Annotated in this window: 15 protein-coding genes; 7 read left to right on the top strand and 8 right to left on the bottom strand. The window is 64.0% G+C overall.

Annotated features, from left to right (window positions below; genetic code table 11):
* Window positions 1–27: 27 nt before the first annotated feature.
* Window positions 28–723 (bottom strand): alpha/beta fold hydrolase, encoded by a 696-nt coding sequence (locus ACPPVP_RS40825; protein WP_426529422.1) that lies wholly within the window; start codon window positions 721–723, stop codon window positions 28–30.
* Between the two features lie 11 nt (window positions 724–734).
* Entirely contained in the window at window positions 735–3,275 is a 2,541-nt protein-coding gene (locus ACPPVP_RS40820) for a glycogen/starch/alpha-glucan phosphorylase (protein WP_426538328.1), read from the bottom strand.
* 232 nt (window positions 3,276–3,507) lie between these two features.
* Here ACPPVP_RS40820 and ACPPVP_RS40815 point away from each other — a divergent pair, with 232 nt between their 5' ends.
* On the top strand, window positions 3,508–3,732 hold the full coding sequence (locus ACPPVP_RS40815; RefSeq protein ID WP_426529420.1) for a hypothetical protein: 225 nt from the start codon (window positions 3,508–3,510) through the stop codon (window positions 3,730–3,732).
* 46 nt (window positions 3,733–3,778) lie between these two features.
* Here the strand turns inward: ACPPVP_RS40815 and ACPPVP_RS40810 are convergent, their stop codons facing one another.
* A complete protein-coding gene (locus ACPPVP_RS40810) occupies window positions 3,779–3,967 on the bottom strand; it encodes an RNA polymerase sigma factor region1.1 domain-containing protein (protein ID WP_426529418.1) in 189 nt (62 codons plus the stop codon).
* Between the two features lie 169 nt (window positions 3,968–4,136).
* Between ACPPVP_RS40810 and ACPPVP_RS40805 the strand changes: the two genes are divergently transcribed.
* Window positions 4,137–4,568 (top strand): hypothetical protein, encoded by a 432-nt coding sequence (locus tag ACPPVP_RS40805; RefSeq protein WP_426529416.1) that lies wholly within the window; start codon window positions 4,137–4,139, stop codon window positions 4,566–4,568.
* Between the two features lie 229 nt (window positions 4,569–4,797).
* Window positions 4,798–5,277: a DUF5680 domain-containing protein gene (locus ACPPVP_RS40800; protein WP_426529414.1), complete on the top strand. Its 480-nt coding sequence runs from the start codon at window positions 4,798–4,800 to the stop codon at window positions 5,275–5,277.
* Window positions 5,278–5,288: 11 nt separating this feature from the next.
* Here ACPPVP_RS40800 and ACPPVP_RS40795 read toward each other — a convergent pair whose 3' ends face one another.
* Window positions 5,289–6,092 (bottom strand): DUF2865 domain-containing protein, encoded by an 804-nt coding sequence (locus ACPPVP_RS40795; protein WP_426529412.1) that lies wholly within the window; start codon window positions 6,090–6,092, stop codon window positions 5,289–5,291.
* Between the two features lie 283 nt (window positions 6,093–6,375).
* A complete protein-coding gene (gene pyrE, locus ACPPVP_RS40790) occupies window positions 6,376–6,939 on the bottom strand; it encodes an orotate phosphoribosyltransferase (protein ID WP_426529410.1) in 564 nt (187 codons plus the stop codon).
* A gap of 193 nt (window positions 6,940–7,132) precedes the next feature.
* Between pyrE and ACPPVP_RS40785 the strand changes: the two genes are divergently transcribed.
* On the top strand, window positions 7,133–7,759 hold the full coding sequence (locus ACPPVP_RS40785) for a glutathione S-transferase family protein (RefSeq protein ID WP_426529408.1): 627 nt from the start codon (window positions 7,133–7,135) through the stop codon (window positions 7,757–7,759).
* 120 nt (window positions 7,760–7,879) lie between these two features.
* Here the strand turns inward: ACPPVP_RS40785 and ACPPVP_RS40780 are convergent, their stop codons facing one another.
* The 3 genes from ACPPVP_RS40780 to ACPPVP_RS40770 form a co-directional block, all read right to left on the bottom strand.
* Window positions 7,880–8,515 (bottom strand): LysE family translocator, encoded by a 636-nt coding sequence (locus tag ACPPVP_RS40780; protein WP_426529406.1) that lies wholly within the window; start codon window positions 8,513–8,515, stop codon window positions 7,880–7,882.
* A 262-nt stretch (window positions 8,516–8,777) separates the two neighbouring features.
* Window positions 8,778–11,849 (bottom strand): DNA polymerase I, encoded by a 3,072-nt coding sequence (gene polA, locus ACPPVP_RS40775; protein WP_426529404.1) that lies wholly within the window; start codon window positions 11,847–11,849, stop codon window positions 8,778–8,780.
* Between the two features lie 179 nt (window positions 11,850–12,028).
* Window positions 12,029–13,081 (bottom strand): acyltransferase family protein, encoded by a 1,053-nt coding sequence (locus tag ACPPVP_RS40770; protein ID WP_426529402.1) that lies wholly within the window; start codon window positions 13,079–13,081, stop codon window positions 12,029–12,031.
* Between the two features lie 272 nt (window positions 13,082–13,353).
* Here ACPPVP_RS40770 and ACPPVP_RS40765 point away from each other — a divergent pair, with 272 nt between their 5' ends.
* From ACPPVP_RS40765 to ACPPVP_RS40755, 3 genes are all read left to right on the top strand, one after another.
* Window positions 13,354–14,673 (top strand): UDP-glucose dehydrogenase family protein, encoded by a 1,320-nt coding sequence (locus ACPPVP_RS40765; RefSeq protein WP_426529400.1) that lies wholly within the window; start codon window positions 13,354–13,356, stop codon window positions 14,671–14,673.
* 115 nt (window positions 14,674–14,788) lie between these two features.
* Window positions 14,789–17,266 carry an ATP-dependent helicase HrpB gene (gene hrpB / locus ACPPVP_RS40760; RefSeq protein WP_426529398.1) on the top strand — a complete coding sequence of 826 codons (2,478 nt, stop codon included), beginning with the start codon at window positions 14,789–14,791 and terminating at the stop codon, window positions 17,264–17,266.
* Window positions 17,267–17,548: 282 nt separating this feature from the next.
* Window positions 17,549–18,052 (top strand): TIGR02281 family clan AA aspartic protease, encoded by a 504-nt coding sequence (locus ACPPVP_RS40755; RefSeq protein ID WP_426538326.1) that lies wholly within the window; start codon window positions 17,549–17,551, stop codon window positions 18,050–18,052.
* The last annotated feature ends 37 nt before the right edge of the window (window positions 18,053–18,089 follow it).

Below are 18,089 nucleotides of genomic sequence, written 5' to 3'. Positions count from 1 at the left end.
ATTCCCGCACGGCGGGATTGGAGGCGCTCATTTATCCATGTGCTCGCAAAATTGATTGATCGCTTTGACCGCAGCTTCGGGATGGGTTGCCAGGAGCATGTGCGAGGAATCGAACCAATCCACCTGGCAGCGCGGCTGCGCCGTTATGATCTCGTTCGCCTGTCTCCTGTTCACCAGGTAGTCAAAACGCCCATGCAGACACAGCACGGGGCATGTGATCTCGCGCAGTCGCTTGCGCTTGTCTACGCGAAGCACTTCGCGGGCACGAAATTGAAGGATCTCATGAGGCAAGGCCGCCAATACCTGCTGAAGGCGGGCCGTGAGCTCAGGCGTCGCTGTCGATCCCATCAGGGCTTTCGCAATGATGCGCTTGGGTAGCCACCTGAGGTCAAGGAGCCGAGTGAACGCACCGAACTGGGCTGGTAGCGGGTGCCGCGCAAAGCTCGATGCCAGAACCAGTCCAACGGCGCGTGGGTCCGTGGCCGCAACCTCTATCGCGATGGGTCCGGAAAAAGATTCGCCGAGGACAACGAAGGGACGGTTCGGCGCGCGTTCAACGACGTAGGTCGTCAATTGAGCATAGCTTAGCGGTTTGTCGCGTGGGTACGCGAGCAGTTGAACCGGGCGATGCAAAGCCATTTGATCTGCCAGAGCTCTCAGGAGCTCTCCGGTTCCGTCCATGCCCGGTAGAATGATAATCGGCGTGGCTTCGGGCGTGCCCATGCGGGCGCGACCTAGCCCTTGGCCCCGCGCTGGGCGCCGGCCTCCGGCACCGGCGCGGCTGCACGCACCGGGACGTGCCAGATATCCGCGGCATACTCCCGGATGGTGCGGTCGGAGGAGAACCACGGCATCCGCGCGACGTTGAGGATCGAGGCGCGGGTCCAGGCCGGCACCACCTGCCAGCGGGCGTCGATGCCGCGCTGGGCCTCATAGTAAGAATCGAAATCGGCCGAGACCATGTAGTGGTCGAGATAGCGCAATGAATGGCCGATCGAGGCAAAGCGGGCAGGATCGTCGGGTGAGAACGCACCGCTTTCGATGGCGGTAATCGCCCGCGCCAGACGCGGCGAGCGGCTGATCACATCCGTTGCGTCCAGACCCTGCTTGCGCCGGACCATGACGTCGCCGGCTTCCATGCCGAAGATCGCGATGTTCTCCGCGCCGACCTGGTCGCGGATTTCGATATTGGCGCCGTCAAGCGTGCCGATGGTGAGCGCGCCATTGAGCGCCAGCTTCATATTGCCGGTGCCGGAGGCCTCCATGCCGGCGGTGGAGATCTGCTCGGAGAGATCGGCGGCCGGAATGATCACTTCGGCAAGGCTGACATTGTAGTCGGCGAGGAAGACGACCTTCAGCCGTCCGGCGACATCAGGATCGTTGTTGACGGCTTCGGCGACATCGTTGATCAGCTTTATGATCAGCTTGGCGTAGCGATAGCTCGCCGCCGCCTTGCCGGCGAAGATTTTTACCCGCGGCACCCAGTCGCGCTGCGGTTCGTCCTTGATCGCCTGATACAGCGCGACGGTCTCGACGACGTTGAGCAATTGCCGCTTGTATTCGTGGATGCGCTTGATCTGGATATCGAACAGCGCCGACGGATCGACCTTGATGCTGAGGCGTTCGCCGATCAGCCGCGCCAGCGCCAGCTTGTTGTGATGCTTGACCTCGCGAAAGCGCTGCTGGAATGCGTTGTCGCTGGCGCGGGCCTCGAGCCGCTCGAACAGCGAGAAATCGTCGAGCACGGCCTCACCGCAGGCCTCGCGTATCAGGTCGGTCAGCTTCGGGTTGGCAAGCATCAGCCAGCGGCGGAAGGTGATGCCGTTGGTCTTGTTGGTGATGCGGCCAGGATAGAGATGGTTGAGATCGTGGAATACGGTCTCCTTCATCAGGTCGGAATGCATCGCCGAGACGCCGTTGATGCGATGCGAGCCGACGAAGGCAAGCTGGCCCATCCGCACCCGGCGGCCGCTCTTCTCGTCGATCAGCGAGACCGAGGCGCGGAAATCGACATCGCCCGGGCAGCGCGCGTCGGCCATCGCGAGATGCGCGGCGTTGATGCGGTAGATGATTTCGAGATGCCGCGGCAACAGCCGCTCGAACAGTTCGACCGGCCAGGTTTCCAGCGCTTCCGGCAGCAGCGTGTGATTGGTGTAGGACAGCGTCTCCACCGTGAGCTTCCACGCTTCGTCCCAGCGGAAATTGTGCAGGTCGACCAGGATGCGCATCAGCTCGGTGACGGCAAGACTCGGATGGGTGTCGTTGAGCTGCACCGCGACCTTGGAGGGGAGGTTCCGCAACTGCCCGTCGGAAGCGAGGTGCCGCTTGATCAGGTCCTGCAGCGAAGCCGAGACGAAGAAATATTCCTGCCGCAGCCGCAGCTCGCGCCCTGCCGGGCTCTCGTCGTTCGGATAGAGGAATTTGCAGATCGATTCCGCGCGCGCCTCCTCGGCGACGGCGCCGAGGTAATCGCCGGTGTTGAAGACGTCGAGCCGCAACGGATCGGGCGAGCGCGCCGACCACAGCCGCAGCGCGTTGACGTGCTGGCCGCGCCAGCCGACGATCGGCGTGTCGTAGGCGAGCGCCTGCACGGTTTCCGCCGGCCGCCACGTCGCGCGGTCACGGCCGCGGTCGTCGACATGATCGACATGGCCGCCGAAATGAATGTGATAAACCACCTCGGCCCGCTGGAATTCCCAGGGGTTGCCAAAACTCAGCCATTCGTCCGGATATTCGTGCTGCCAGCCCTGCGAAATGATCTGGCGGAACAGGCCGAAATCGTAGCGGATGCCGTAGCCGATGGCGGGAATGGCCAGCGTCGCCATGCTCTCCATGAAGCACGCTGCGAGCCGCCCGAGGCCGCCATTGCCGAGCGCCGCATCCGGCTCGCATTTGCGCAAATCGGAAAGGCCGACGCCGAGATCGCCGAGCGCCGCCTCGAACACCGGCAGCAGGCCCATATTGTTCAGCGCGTCGGTGAACAGCCGGCCGATCAGGAATTCGAGCGAGAGGTAATAGACCCGCTTGCTGCCGGCGTCGTAGCTCTCCTTCTCGGCCGTCAGCCAGCGGTGCACGATACGGTCGCGCAGCGCCAGCGCGGCGGCCTTGTACCAGTCCCGCCTGGTCGCCATGCCGGCGTCCTTGCCGATCGCAAGCCTGAGCTTGGCGAGGATCGCACCCTTGATCTCGGCCAGCGCCAGCTCGTCGATTGGCTGGCCCAGCGCCGGATAGTTTGCCGGATGGTTTCCTGGGATTTGTTCCTGCAACACGGCGATCCCTGCGATTGAGACTCACACCAAAGATACGCGCCTTGCCCGACAATCCAAACGCCTGACTATGTTGTGCACTGCGCTGGTGTTATTTTATGCAAGGACCGGGCCGATTTCGCGGCACGGGGGGCCGGCTTTTGGTGATATAATCAGGCTACGAAAGCTCGATCGCCGGGGTTTGGTGACGGGGCGCCAGTGTGCGCCAACGAAATGCGTGCCGCCAGGACGGAGGCCTGCCATGAGATTGACAATCGAGATCGCCGCAGCGGCGTTGCTGGTCGTCTGCATCAGCGCGACCAGCGCCGCCGCCGGCAAGGCCGCCAGGAGCGCCGACGGCCTGAGCTGCTCCTTCAGTGTCGCACAAGGCGCTTCACCGGCCGCACGCTGTGCGGCGATCAAGCAGCAGTGCGGTGGAAAGTTCTACGCCAACACCTGCGGCGACAGGCTGTTGTCGGCGATGTAATGTCGCTTCGGTAGCCCACATCTCCATCTCCGGGTTTTGCTGCACGTCATCCGGGCTTCGACTGGTCACCCTCGACGAGGATTATTCCTTGGTCGCTTAGCGCTTGCATGACCGCTTCGATGTCTTCGGGCTCGGTTGTGGTTGACGGCAACAGTTCGTTGAGCTGATCGAAAGTGATGATCCCCGTCGGCCGCCCGAGCTCTATCGCCAGTCGGATCATGTCTTGCCGTCTCATTCCTCGGTCCTCCGGAATTGCCCTCTACCAGAAGGGCGAGAGTCTCGGTCTTTTTGTTCTGTGCGACTGGAACGAATTAAGAACACTTTAGCAAGTGTTTGATATATCATAGTGATTCGGCGCTCCGCCGACACAACATTTAGGGTCTATCCGAGTTTGTGAGGACTACATGTCCACTATCGCCCTCGATCAGTTCGCTCTCACCCGCATCGCTGACTTCGCGCGTTCGCTATCGCGCCTGCACCTGGCCTCGCGCCGCCAGCTCGTCGACGACGACGCCATCGACCGCGAGTTCAACGCGGTTTGCATGTCGGTGTGGGGTTACACCACGGATGATTTCAGCGACGAGCTGTTTTCGGTCGAGGACCACGCCTTTCTCGACGCGCTCGACGAAGCGCAGGCGCGGATCTTCGCCGCCGAGCAGGGCTACGACCTCGTCGACGATCAGGGCATGCTGACCGACTGGTGGGGCTATTGCTGGATGATCCTGGCCGAGAAGCGCGGCCTGCTGACGCCGGAAAACCGCGCCGCGGCGCGTGCGGCGATCGAGGACAAATATCTGTCGGCGCCAAACGTGATCGGCGTCATCGTCGGGCGGTAGTGCCGACGTCAGTCGCGTAGCCGTAGCCCGGTTGAGCGCAGGCGATATCCGGGAAAGGTGCGAGATTGGCCCCGGATGTCGCCTGCGTTCATCCGGGCTGCGAGACTGCGAGCCCCAAGCCCCAAGCCCCAAGCCCATTCTACTTTGCATGGGGTTGTTTTCGATATTTTGTGTCTGGGCCCTGTCGTGTACCGTCGAGGTCCTCCGCCTATGATGCTGGGCTCAGGTCATGCACCCGTCGCTTGCTCGTCTTTCCGAATTCCTGGTCGACGCCAAGCGCCAGACCTATGCCGGGCTTGACGACGATGCGACGGTTTCGGCACCGCTGCTTCCAGGCTCCAAGCAACTTGGATATCGGGCCGGCGATCTGAGCTACCGGGATATCTATTTCGGAATGAAGTTCTTCGTCGGTCAGGAGACGATGCAGGCCAGCGAGGGTGTCATCTGGTCGATGAGCTATGCCGGTGGCGTCGCTCCCACCGTCGTCGACCGCAATGAGTTTCTTGCGATCTACGCCTTCCTGCGCCAGGCGCTGCTGGCTGTTGGCGATGACCGTCCGTTTCGCGGTCCGCCGCAGTTCGAGAATGAAAGCTTCCGTTACGTCAACACGTCATCGGGAGACGTCGCCGAGTTTCATGGCGAGGAGCAGATTCATCGCGGCGGAGTCAAAGTTTATGGCTTGCGCTACAGCGGCGGCCTGCTGCGATAGAGACGTCAGCCCTAGCGTACTTCCGCCCGCTTCGCGGGCTTCGGCGCAGTCTTCGGTATCGAAGCGGTCGGCAGTTCGACGTCGCGGCCCGTCTCGGGAAGCGGCGCGTTGGCCGCGACCATCTCTGCGCTGACCGGGGCCACCTTCATTTCGCCAAGCCGGGCGCGGACATCGGCTGTAAGGCCGGGATAGGAGGCGACGGGGGTGAACTCCGCCGTCTGTTCGGTGCCTAAGCGAACGCCGGTATAGGCCACCAGGCCGTCGGTGGTGGCGACGACGTCGCCGGAGCGCAGCGAGGTGTCGAGCGCGAGATCGACGGGCGCCAGCCCGGACGGACTTCGGCCGTTGCAGGTGCAGTCGGCGCGCAAAGTCTTGCGATAGGCGTAAGCGTTTTCGCTATCGGCATAGCGCTCGCCGTTACCCGCGGCCGCGCTGTCGATGTTGCTGCCGTAGAAGACTTTGGTGACGCTTGCCGGGCAGAACGCCTGGCAGGTCTGAACCGGCGAGACGTTGCCGCGCATGGTCAGCGGAAAATATTTGCCGTCGCAGCTTCGCACACAGAAGGCAGGTCCGGAGCCCGCGACGCGCTGCGCGGGCGCCGGATGGGCTGCCTGATTGGTGCCGAACGGATCGGCGAAGAAGTTCGCCTGCGCAGGCGCTTGCCGCGCCTGCTTCTGGACGCCGCCGAACAGGAAGTCGAACAGGCCCTCGGCGGAAACGCTGCCGGGTACAAGCACAAGCGAGCCCGCAAGGGTCACGGCGGCCACAAACGTCGTGCGGCGCCGCACGCGCGAAAAAGCCAACTCTGTACGCAACGCTAACTCCACCCAACGCAACGAACGCGCTGAAGCGCCAAGGCCTCAGTTCGGGTAACCTTAACGGGCGATGGTAAATGAGCTTTTACTGGGGGCGAGAAGGCGGAAAAGAAATGCGGGCTTCAGCTTTCTTCTTACCTCGCCCCGCTTGCGGGGAGAGGTCGGATCGCACTTGCGATCCGGGTGAGGGGGTACAGGTCTGTCAACTCGCACTTGCTTCGCGGAGGCGGCCCCTCACCCCAACCCTCTCCCCGCAAGAGCGGGGCGAGGGAGCACAAAGCAACTACGCCTCCAAAAACTCACCCGCCTTGTAGAGAGACCGAAACTCCAGGCCCACCTCGGCAAAGGCCTCGGTCGCGCCTTCCTCGCGGTCGACCATGGTCAGCACCAGCACGATCTCGCCGCCGGCGTCGCGCACGGCCTCGGCCGCCTTCAGCGCCGAGCCGCCGGTGGTGGTGACGTCCTCGACGATGACGATGCGCTTGCCCTGCAAGGTCTCACCCTTGGCGAGCCCCTCCACCGCGAGGCGGGCGCCGTGCTCCTTCGGCTTCTTGCGCACGAAGAACGCGGCGATCGGGTGACCCTTGATCCAGGAAAGCTGCGCGATCGCGCCCGCCAGCGGGACTGCGCCCATTTCCAGCCCGCCGACGAAATCGAGATTGTCGTCCTTCAGCGCCTCATAGGTCAGTTCGGCAAGCAGCGCCGCGCCTTCAGGGTCGAGCATGGTCGGCTTGAGGTTGAAGTAGAAGTCGCTCTTGCGGCCCGAGGCCAGTGTGATCTCGCCGCGGCCGAACGAACGCTTGCGGATGATCTCGGCGAGGCGGGCGCGGGAGGCGGATTTGGACAAGGCGGTTTCCCCGGGGGTTCGAGCGGGGCGCAATCTATCGGCGCTTCCCCGGACATTCCAGCGCCGATCTCATGCCGTCAACAGCGGCGCATGCGTCCTGCTTTCGCAGGGGCGCCCCGTCGAAAGCGCGGGTTGTAAGGCCCGGAGGTTCCGGGGTACGGAGACCCAAGCCTTTGTGGGGGAAACCGTAAAAATGACGATCGAACTGCACACCTGGAACACGCCGAACGGCCGCAAGATCTCGGTCGCGCTGGAGGAAATGGGGCTGGCCTACAAGGTGATCCCGGTGAACATCACCAAGGGCGAGCAGATGGCGCCCGGCTTCCTCAAGATCAGTCCGAACAACAAGATTCCCGCGATCGTCGATCCCGACGGCCCCGGCGGCAAGCCGGTCAGCATCTTCGAGTCCGGCGCGATCCTGCTCTATCTCGGCGAGAAAACCGGCAAGTTCCTGCCGAAACCGCTGGCGGAGCGTATCCCGGTCTATGAATGGCTGATGTGGCAGATGGGCGGTTTCGGGCCGATGCCGGGCCAGGTGCACCATTTCATCGCGCTGGAGAACGAAACCGACCGCGCCTACGGCGTCAAGCGCTACATGGCCGAGACGCGCCGGCTCTATGGCGTGCTGGACCGGCGGCTTGCAGACCGCGAATTCGTCGCCGGTGCCCTGTCGGTTGCCGACTTCGCCATCCTCGGCTGGGCCTGGCGCCACCCGCGCCACAAGGTCGAGCTGAAAGACTTTCCGAACGTCGAGCGCTGGTACAACACGCTGATGGCCCGCCCGGCCACCAAGCGCGGCATGGAAGCGAAGCTGGATTGAAGGGCGTTGCTGTCATCACCCGCGAAGGCGGGTGATCCAGTACTCCGGGAAATTCGTAATCAGCCGAGAGCCCGCGGCGTACTGGATGCCCCGCCTTCGCGGGGCATGACGAGCCCGGTCTCACGCTCGCTTGGCCTCGAACGCCAATTTCACCGCAAGCCCCGCCAGCACCGTTCCCATCAGCCAGCGCTGCAGCAACAGCCATGTCGGCCGCGTGCCGAGGAAGAGTGCGAGGGAGCCTGCGGCAAGCGCGATCATCGCGTTGACGCCGACACTGATGACGGTCTGGATCGAGCCCAGCACCAGCGACTGCGTCAGTACGCTACCGACAGTCGGATCGATGAACTGCGGCAGCAGCGCCAGATAAAGCATCGCGATCTTCGGATTGAGGAGATTGGTGACGAACCCCATCGCGAACAATTTGCGCGGGCCGTCAACCTGCAGCTTCTTCACCTGAAACGGCGAGCGTCCGTTCGGCTTGACGGCCTGCCACGCCAGCCAGAGCAGATAGGCGGCACCGGCAAAGCGCAGCGCGTCATAGGCGTAAGGCACCGCAAACAACAATGCGGTGATGCCGAACGCCGCGCACAGCATGTAGAACACAAAGCCGAGCGCGACCCCGCCGAGCGACACGATCCCGGCCGCCGGGCCTTGCGTGATCGAGCGGGAGATCAAATAGATCATGTTCGGCCCCGGCGTCAGCACGATGCCGAGCGAGACCAGCGCGAAACCGAGCAGCGTTGCAATGTGAGGCATGGGAGACTCGCGGGAGGATGCGCGTTTTTCTAACTCGCATCAGGCCGCGATGTCATTTGGTATATTGCTCGGAGGACATTTCGTTGGAGCCGCGTCGGAAGTGCTCCCTCGCCCCGCTCTTGCGGGGAGAGGGTTGGGGTGAGGGGCTCTATCCGCGAGCTCTGCAAGCAGAGAGACCTGTACCCCCTCACCCGGATCGCAAGGGCGATCCGACCTCTCCCCGCAAGCGGGGCGAGGTTAAGGAGCAACTGCGCCTGGAAAACTAATGCGCCTCGTCCCAATTATTCGCCGCCCGCGCGTCGACCTGCAGCGGTAGCGACAGCAGCACCGCCGGGAACGGCGCGTCCTGCATGACGTGCTGCACCACCGGCAGCGTCGCCGCCACCTCGTTGTCGGGCACCTCGAAGATCAATTCGTCATGCACCTGCAACAGCATCTGCGCCGAGAGCTTCTTCTCCGCCAGCGCGTCTTCCATCCGGATCATGGCGCGGCGGATGATGTCGGCGGCGGTGCCTTGCAGGCGCGCATTGATCGACGCCCGCTCGTTGAAGGCGCGAACCGATGCGTTCGAGGCCTTGATCTCGGGGTAGTACATCTTGCGGCCAAACAGCGTGGTGACATAGCCGTTCTTGCGGCATGATTCCCTAGTCTCGTCCATATAGGCGCGGATGCCCGGGAAGCGCTCAAAGTACTTCTTGATGTAGGCCGAGGCTTCCTCGCGGGCGATGCCGAGCTGGTTGGCGAGGCCGAACGCCGAGATGCCGTAGATGATGCCAAAATTGATCGCCTTGGCGCGGCGGCGCACCTCGCCCGGCATGTCCTTGATCGGCACGCCGAACATTTCGGAAGCCGTCATGGCGTGAATGTCGAGGCCGTCGCGGAAGGCCTGCTTCAGCACGGGGATGTCGGCGATCTCGGCCAGGAGCCGCAATTCGATCTGCGAGTAGTCCGCCGACACCAGCTTGTGGCCGGGCGTCGCGATAAAGGCGCGACGGATTTTTCGACCGTCCTCGGTACGAACAGGAATGTTCTGCAGGTTCGGCTCGTTCGACGACAGCCGCCCCGTGGTGGTCGCGGCCAGCGCGTAGGTGGTGTGGACGCGGTGGGTCTGCGGATGCACGTAATTCGGCAGCGCGTCGGTGTAGGTCGATTTCAGTTTCGACACCTGCCGCCATTCCAAAATTTTCTTTGGAAATTCATGGCCCTGCTCGGCGAGTTCGTCGAGGATCTGCGCCGAAGTCGACCACGCGCCGGTTTTGGTCTTGGTGCCGCCGGTTATTCCCATCTTGCCGAAGATGATGTCGCCGATTTGCTTGGGGCTACCGACATTGATCGGTTCGCCCGCGATCTCCTGCAACTCGGCCTCGACGCGGGCTGCGGTCTGGGCGAAATCGCCCGATAGCCGCGACAGCACCTGCCGGTCGATCGAAATGCCGCGCCGTTCCATCCGCGCCAGCACGCTGACCAGCGGCCGTTCCAGGGTTTCATAGACCGTCGTCATGTGTTCGGCGGCGAGCCGCGGCTTCAGCACGCGCTGCAGCCTTAGGATCACGTCGGCGCTTTCGGCCGAATAGGCGGTTGCCCTGTCGATCGCGACCTGATCGAAGGTGAGCTTGTTCTTGCCGCTGCCGATCAGCTCGCCATAGTTGACCATGGCATGGGCGAACCAGCGCTCGGCGAGCGACTCCAACGCATGCGAGTTGCGCCCGGCGTCGAGCGCATACGACATCAACTGTGCGTCGTCGATGTTGCGCACGGTGATGCCGTGCTGCGCCAGCATCACGGCGTTGAACTTGATGTTGAAGCCGATCTTGAGAATGCCCCGCGATTCCAGCAGCGGCTTCAAGGCGGCGAGCGCGTCGCTTGCCTTGATCTGGTCGGGTGCAAGGCCGGCGTCGAACAGGCCCGCGCCGTCGCCGGACTGCCGGTGGGCAAGCGGCACGTAGCAGGCGTCGTTCGGCGCCAGCGCCAGCGCAATGCCGCAGATGTCGGCCTGCATCGGATCGTCGGAGTTCGCCATGGCGTCGATCGCGAAAGTACCGGCGTCCCAGGCGCGCGCGATCCAGGCCTTGAGTTCGGCGGCGTTGCGGATGGTCTGATACTTGCTGCGGTCGACCGGCAGTTTTCGCGCGGCTTCCTCGCGTGCTGCAGCAAGCGAGATCGGCGTTCCCTTGGGGCTCGCGGCCTTGTCCTGCTTGTCGGCATCTTTGCCGGGTGCCGCTTTACCCTTGCTCGAGGGCGCGGGCGGGGCATCGAACAGTGTCGCGCCCTCGGCATAGCCTTCCGGCCTCTCGCCGGAGGGTGGCACCGCGAAAACGCTGGCGCCGCTCTTGTTGCCCGCATCGGCCTCCACGTCGGCCGGATCTACTTGCGAATATTCGGCGACGCGGCGGGTGAGGGTGGAGAACTCCATCGCCTTGAGGAAGGCGATCAGCTTGCGCGCATCGGGCTCGTGCACGGCGAGCTCGTCGAGCGGCACTTCGAGATCGACCTTGTCGTCGAGCAGCACGAGCTGCCGCGAGATCCGCGCCTTCTCGGCGTTCTCGAGCAGGGACTCGCGCCGTTTCGGCTGCTTGATCTCGCCGGCGCGGAACAGCAACTGTTCGAGGTCGCCATATTCCACGATCAACTGCGCCGCGGTCTTGACGCCGATGCCGGGCACGCCCGGCACATTGTCGGTGGAATCGCCGGCCAGCGCCTGCACCTCGACCACCTTCTCCGGCGGCACGCCGAATTTCTCGATCACTTCGGGAATGCCGATACGGCGGTCCTTCATGGTGTCGTACATCGTGACCTTGTCGGTCACGAGCTGCATCAGATCCTTGTCGGAGGAGACGATGGTGGTGGTCGCGCCGCGCTCGCCGGCCAGTCGCGCATAGGTCGCGATCAGATCGTCGGCCTCGAAGCCGACCTGTTCGAGGCAGGGCAGGTCGAACGCGCGCACCGCCTCGCGGATCAGCGCGAATTGCGGGATCAGGTCGTCGGGCGCCGGCGGCCGGTGCGCCTTGTAATCAGGATAGAGCTTGTTGCGGAACGTGATCTCGGATTTGTCGAAGATGATCGCCAGATGCGTCGGCCGGTCATCCTGGGGCATGTCGCGGAGCAGCTTCCACAGCATGTTGCAGAAGCCGAGCACCGCATTGACCTGCAGCCCGTCGGATTTGCGGTTCAAGGGCGGCAGCGCGTGATAGGCGCGGAAGATGTAGCCGGAACCGTCGACCAGGAACACATGGTCGCCCTTGCCTGTTTGCTTGGCTGGCGGCTTCGCGTCAGCCTTGGCAGGGGGTTTGGCGGGAACGGGTTTTGCGGCGGCTTTGGGGGCTGATTTCGGCATGGCCGAAATTTAGGGATTTTTGAGCGGGATTGACAGCCTTGGGAGGCGGATTTTGGCCGCTACCGCACAGCCAAATTGTCGGTCCCGTAGCCCGGATGGAGCGCAGCGCAATCCGGGATTCTCGCCGGCTGCTAGACTTCCCGGATTGCGCTGCGCTCCATCCGGGCTACGAAGCAATTCTATTCCGCGGGCTGCAACGCCGGGGCGGCCTTTTTCGGTGCGATCCAGAAGGCGGCGGGGCGCTCGAACAGGAAGTCGGCGCGTAGCGCCAGCGCCAGTCGCCAGATCACCACAGCGCCCACAACGCCCGCGACGGTGACGATCAGGGAAATCGTCCCGATATCGGTGATCACGCCGGTCTTCAGCAGGAGCGTTCGGGTGACCGCCATCGGCAGGAAGAAGGCGAGATAGATGACGATGGAATGTTCGCCGCAATAGCGCAGGAAGTTGAGCCACTGCATGCGCGCCAGCAGCGTGCCCATCACGATGATGGCGCACGCGCCCGCAAACCCAAGCGCGAGTGAGACAAGCGGCCAATGGCTGAAGTCGCCCATTACGAGGCCGCCATTGACGAGCGTCCATAGCGCCAGCCCGGCCAATGCCAATGCGGGCTTCTCTCGCGAACGATCCGCCAGCGCGAACACGTAGGAAGCGAACAGATAGCCGGAATAGAAATAGACGAAGCGCGCGCAGAACTCGTCGATGACCGTCCAGCCGGTCGCGACATGCGCCGTCTCCAGCGCCGCGGCGACAAGCCAGACCGCCATGGCGGGGGTGCCGCGTGACAGTTTTGTGACGACGAAGAACATCGGCAGCAGATAAATGAACCATAGCGTGCCGAACGGCTCGACGAAGGATTCCAGATACAGGAAGCCGACGTGGCTCCAGCCGCTCTCGGCGGCGAAGCCAGGTGCCTTGAAGCCGAACTGGATCGTCATCCAAAGCACGTAGAAGTAAGCGAAGTGGACGACCTTGCGGTCGAGATAGGTGCGCCAGTCGCGGTCGATCACGACGGCGAGAAACAGGCCTGAAATCAGGAAGAAATCCGGCATCCGGAACGGCTGCGCGAACATGACGAACGCATGCATGAAACCGGTGTCGCCGGCCGCCTTTTCCACGCCGAGCACCGAATGCATCATCACCACCATGATGATGCAGATGCCCTTGGCGTAGTCCACCCAGTCGATGCGGGTGGAACGCTCAGGTCCGGCGGCTGTACCGTTTAAAGTCATCGGTGTCCCTTTTCGGCGCGACGCGGCCGCATCTTCGGCCCGATCCGTTGCTTTCTCCTTTATCCATACAAACGACATGCCGGGTTACTTCGCTTTTTCCAGTTTCCCCTTTGCTGAAAAATGCTCTAAGACGCCCGCAAAATCGCGATTGTCGTTAACCATCAACAGAGCGTTTTCGAGCGAAGTGGATGCCGGTTCGCGTGAAGAAAATGCGTCAAAACGAAAGGCTGGCTATCTGGTCTTGACCAGATAGCTAGATACGGACTGTTTTCATGCGAATCGCCATGATTGGCACGGGCTATGTGGGGCTGGTATCCGGCGCCTGCTTTGCGGATTTCGGCCACCAGGTCACCTGCGTGGACAAGGATGCCGGCAAGATCGAAGCCCTGCACCGAGGCGAAATCCCGATCTTCGAACCCGGGCTCGACGCGCTGGTCGCCTCCAACGTCAAGGCCAAGCGGCTGGACTTCACCACCGACCTGACCGCGCCGGTCGCGGAAGCCGACGCCGTCTTCATCGCGGTCGGCACCCCGTCGCGGCGCGGCGACGGCCATGCCGACCTGAGTTACGTGTACGCTGCCGCGCGCGAGATCGCAGCTGCGCTGTCGGGCTTCACGGTCGTCATCACCAAATCCACGGTGCCGGTCGGCACCGGCGACGAGGTCGAGCGGCTGATCCGCGAAGCCAATCCGTCGGCCGACGTGGTGGTCGCCTCCAATCCGGAGTTCCTGCGCGAGGGCGCCGCGATCCGCGACTTCAAATTCCCTGACCGTGTCGTGGTCGGCACGTCGGACGAGCGCGGGCGCAAGGTGCTCGGCGACGTCTACCGGCCGCTGTCGCTCAACCAGGCGCCGCTGATGTTCACGGCGCGGCGCACGGCGGAGCTGATCAAATACGCCGCGAACGCGTTCCTCGCCACCAAGATCACCTTCATCAACGAGATGGCGGATCTTGCCGAAAAGGTCGGCGCCGACGTCCAGGAAGTCGCGCGCGGCATCGGGCTCGACAACCGCATCGGCACGAAATTCCTGCACGCCGGCCCGGGTTTTGGCGGTTCCTGTTTTCCCAAGGACATCCGCGCGCTGGTCAAGGTCGCACAGGACTATGACGTGCAGTTGCGGATCGTGGAGGCCGTGCTCGGCGTCAACGACAACCGCAAGCGCGCGATGGCGCGGAAAGTCTCCAACGCGGCGGGCGGCAGCCTGCGCGGCAAGACGGTGGCGGTGCTCGGCCTCACCTTCAAGCCGGACACCGACGACATGCGCGAGGCGCCGTCGATCCCGCTGGTGACGGGCCTGCTCGACATGGGCGCGAAAGTGCGCGCGCATGATCCGGTCGGCATGGAGCAGGCGCGCAAGGAATTGCCGGACATCGAATATTGCGACGACCCTTACGACTGCGTGAAGGGGGCAGACGCCATGGTGATCGTCACCGAGTGGGTGCAGTACCGGGCGCTCGATCTGGATCGGATCAGGAGCGAGATGGCGCAGCCTGTCGTGGTGGATTTGCGCAACATCTATCGTCCAGAGGACATGGCGGCCCAAGGTTTCACGTATGAGAGCATTGGCCGGACGTCTGAGCTGCAGAAGTAACTATTGTTGTCATACCCCGCGCAGGCGGGGTATCCAGTACGCGCGGTCTTAGTAATCAGAAACGTCTGCGTTTACTGGATCACCCGCCTTCGCGGGTGATGACGGATCAGAGATATTGCCTCTTACGTTCGACACACCCCTGCCGATCGACGTCGTGCTGGACCAGCTCGCGGACACGCTGACAGCAAACAATGCCGCCGTGCTGGTGGCGCCTCCCGGCGCCGGAAAGACCACACGGGTGCCGTTGGCGCTGCTCGACGCGCCCTGGCTGAACGGCAAAAAGATCATCATGCTGGAGCCGCGGCGGATCGCGGCCCGCGCCAGCGCCGAACGGATGGCGCGGACGCTCGGCGAGCGGGCAGGGGAGACGGTCGGCTATCGCGTTCGCTTCGGTTCAAAGATATCGCGCGCGACGCGCATCGAGGTCGTTACCGAAGGTATTTTCTCGCGGCAGATTCTGGACGATCCCGAACTGAACGGCGTCGCCGCCGTGCTGTTCGACGAATTTCACGAACGTTCGCTCGATGCCGATCTGGGCTTGGCGCTGGCGCGCGATGCGCAGACCGGCTTGCGCGAGGATCTGCGCATCCTGGTGATGTCGGCGACGCTTGACGGCGCGCGGGTCGGCAGATTGCTGGGCGACGCGCCGGTGGTTGCGAGCGAAGGCCGCGCCTTTCCGGTGGAGACGCGCTATCTCGGCCGCAAGGTGGATGCGCCGATCGAGCGGCAGATGGCGGATGCGATCGCTGTCGCGCTGCGCACCGATCCCGGCTCGGTGCTGGCGTTTCTGCCGGGCGCTGCCGAAATCCGCCGCACGCAGAATTTTCTTGGCGAGCGAGTGCATGATGCGAGCGTCGAGATCGTGCCGCTGTTCGGCGCGCTCGATGCTGCCGTGCAGGATCGCGCCATTGCGCCGGCGCCAAAGGGCCAACGCAAGGTCGTGCTGGCGACCTCGATTGCCGAGACCTCGCTCACCATCGAGGGCGTCCGCATTGTGGTCGATTCCGGTCTGGCGCGGGTGCCGCGATACGAGCCTGACATCGGCCTGACACGGCTGGAGACCGTGCGCGCCTCGCGCGCCGCGGTCGACCAGCGCCGGGGGCGTGCCGGCCGTACCGAGCCCGGCGTGTGCTACCGGTTATGGGACGAGCCGCAGACCGCCTCGCTCGCCGCCTACACCCAGCCTGAAATCCTTTCCGCCGATCTTTCGTCGCTGGTGCTTGATCTCGCGCAATGGGGCGTCCGCGATCCTGCCACGCTGGCGTTTCTCGACCCGCCGCCGGCGCCGGCGCTGAAGGAAGCCAACAGCCTGCTTGGTGAACTCGGCGCGCTGGATTCCGACGGCCGCATCACCGCCGAAGGCCAGAGTCTCCGTGCGCTGGCGCTGCCGCCACGGCTGGCGCGCATGATCGTGGATTCGCATCGGCTGGGGGCGGGCGAGGAGGCGGCCGACATCGCGGCGATCCTGACCGAGCGCGGCCTCGGTGGCGACAGCGTCGATCTCGACCACCGGCTCGACCAGTTCCGCCGCGACCGCTCGCCGCGCGCTTCCAGCGCCCGCAGTCTGGCACAGCGCTGGGCACAGCAGGTGGCCTCGACGGAGGGGCCGCCGAGCGAGGATATCTCACCCACCACGGGCATCATGCTGGCACTCGCCTTCCCTGACCGGGTCGCGCGCAATCGCGGCAACGGCAGCTTTGTGCTCGCCAACGGCCGTGGCGCCGCCGTTGAGCAGACCTCGTCGCTGGCCCGCGCGCCCTATATCGCCGTCGCCGAGTTGACCGGCACGGCAGCCCAGGGGCGCATTCTGCTGGCGGCGCCGATCGCGCAGGAAGATATCGAAACGCGCTTCGCCGACCAGATCGAGGACAGGGAAGAGATTTCGTTCGATCGCGGCGCGATGGCGCTGCGCGGGCGCCGCAAGCGGACGCTGCACGCGATCACGCTGTCGGAAGCGCCGGTCGCGCTGTCGCCGTCAGCAGAGACCGCGCGCATCTTCGCCGCGGGATTGGTCGCCGCAGGGCTCGACAAGCTGCCATGGTCGAAATCCCTGAAGCAATGGCGCGACCGCGTGATGTTCCTGCGCAAGGCGGAAGGCGATAGCTGGCCCGATCTGTCCGACGCGGCGCTCGCCGCCGACGGCGAGAACTGGCTGGTGCCGGTTCTCTACGACAAGACCTCGCTGAAGGAGCTTTCACCCGGTGATCTCTCCGACGCGCTGATCGGGCTATTGCCGTGGGAGTTGCGCGCGCGGCTGGAGCGCGAAGCGCCGACACATTTCGAAGCGCCGACCGGCACCATGCTCGCGATCGATTACGAGGCCGAGCAGGGCCCGACCATTGCGGTTCGCCTGCAGGAATTGTTCGGGCTCAATGTCCACCCCTCCATTGCAAAAGGCGCTGTGCCGCTGGTGCTGGAATTGCTGTCGCCGGCGCAACGGCCGGTGCAGGTGACCCGCGACCTTCCAGGATTTTGGCGCGGCAGCTATGCGGCCGTGCGCTCCGACCTGCGTGGTCGCTATCCCCGCCACCCCTGGCCGGAAGACCCGGCCAACGCGCTGCCGACGCGGCGGGTCAAGCCGCGCGGGACGTGACGGCTTTGCTCCCTCGCCCCGCTCTTGCGGGGAGAGGGTCGGGGTGAGGGGCTCCCTCCACGAGCTGATTTCTTTCGATAGACCTGTACCCCCTCACCCGGATTGCTTCGCAATCCGACCTCTCCCCGCAAGCGGGGCGAGGTTCACGACGCCGTCGTTAACGCTTCACTCATCCTTTTCGTCAAAATGACAGCCTCGGCCGCCACCGCTAAGTCGCGGCTTGGGCCCTGGCGTGGTGTTATCGGCGGTCTGGCAATCGAGTGTGGCGTAATGCGTAACCTGATGATTCTTGCCGCCGTCCTGGTCGGTCTTGGCACCTTTATGGGGCAGATGGCGGACAAGATGTCGCTGGCACCTGCCTCCGCCAGCACTTCGCCGAAAAAAGCCTCCACCGAAACGGTGGCGCAGGCCTCCGGCCGCAGCCTCGATATTCCCAGCGACGCCCGCGGTCATTTCCAGACCGATGGCCGCATCGACGGTCAGCGCGTCAATTTCATGATCGACACCGGCGCCTCGCTGGTGGCGCTGAACGAAAAGTCCGCGGCGCAATTCGGCCTGCGTCCCTCGCGCAGCGATTACAATTCCACCGTCACCACCGCCAACGGCACCATCAAGGCCGCGCGCACGCGGCTTCCGATGATCGAACTCGGCGGTCTCGTGGTGCGTGACGTTGACGCGGTGGTGCTGCCCGACGAGGCGCTGTCGGAGAACCTGCTCGGCCTGTCGTTCCTGTCGAAGCTGAAGCGGTTCGAATACGCCAACGGCAAGATGGTGCTGGAACAGTAAGGTTTACCAGTTACCAAGCTGCCTCAATTAGCTGCTA

This window comes from Bradyrhizobium sp. McL0615 (assembly GCF_049993905.1).
GTDB lineage: Bacteria > Pseudomonadota > Alphaproteobacteria > Rhizobiales > Xanthobacteraceae > Bradyrhizobium.
The sequence above is the reverse complement of the archived record's forward strand: the minus strand, read 5'-3'. Positions and strand labels throughout refer to the sequence as shown.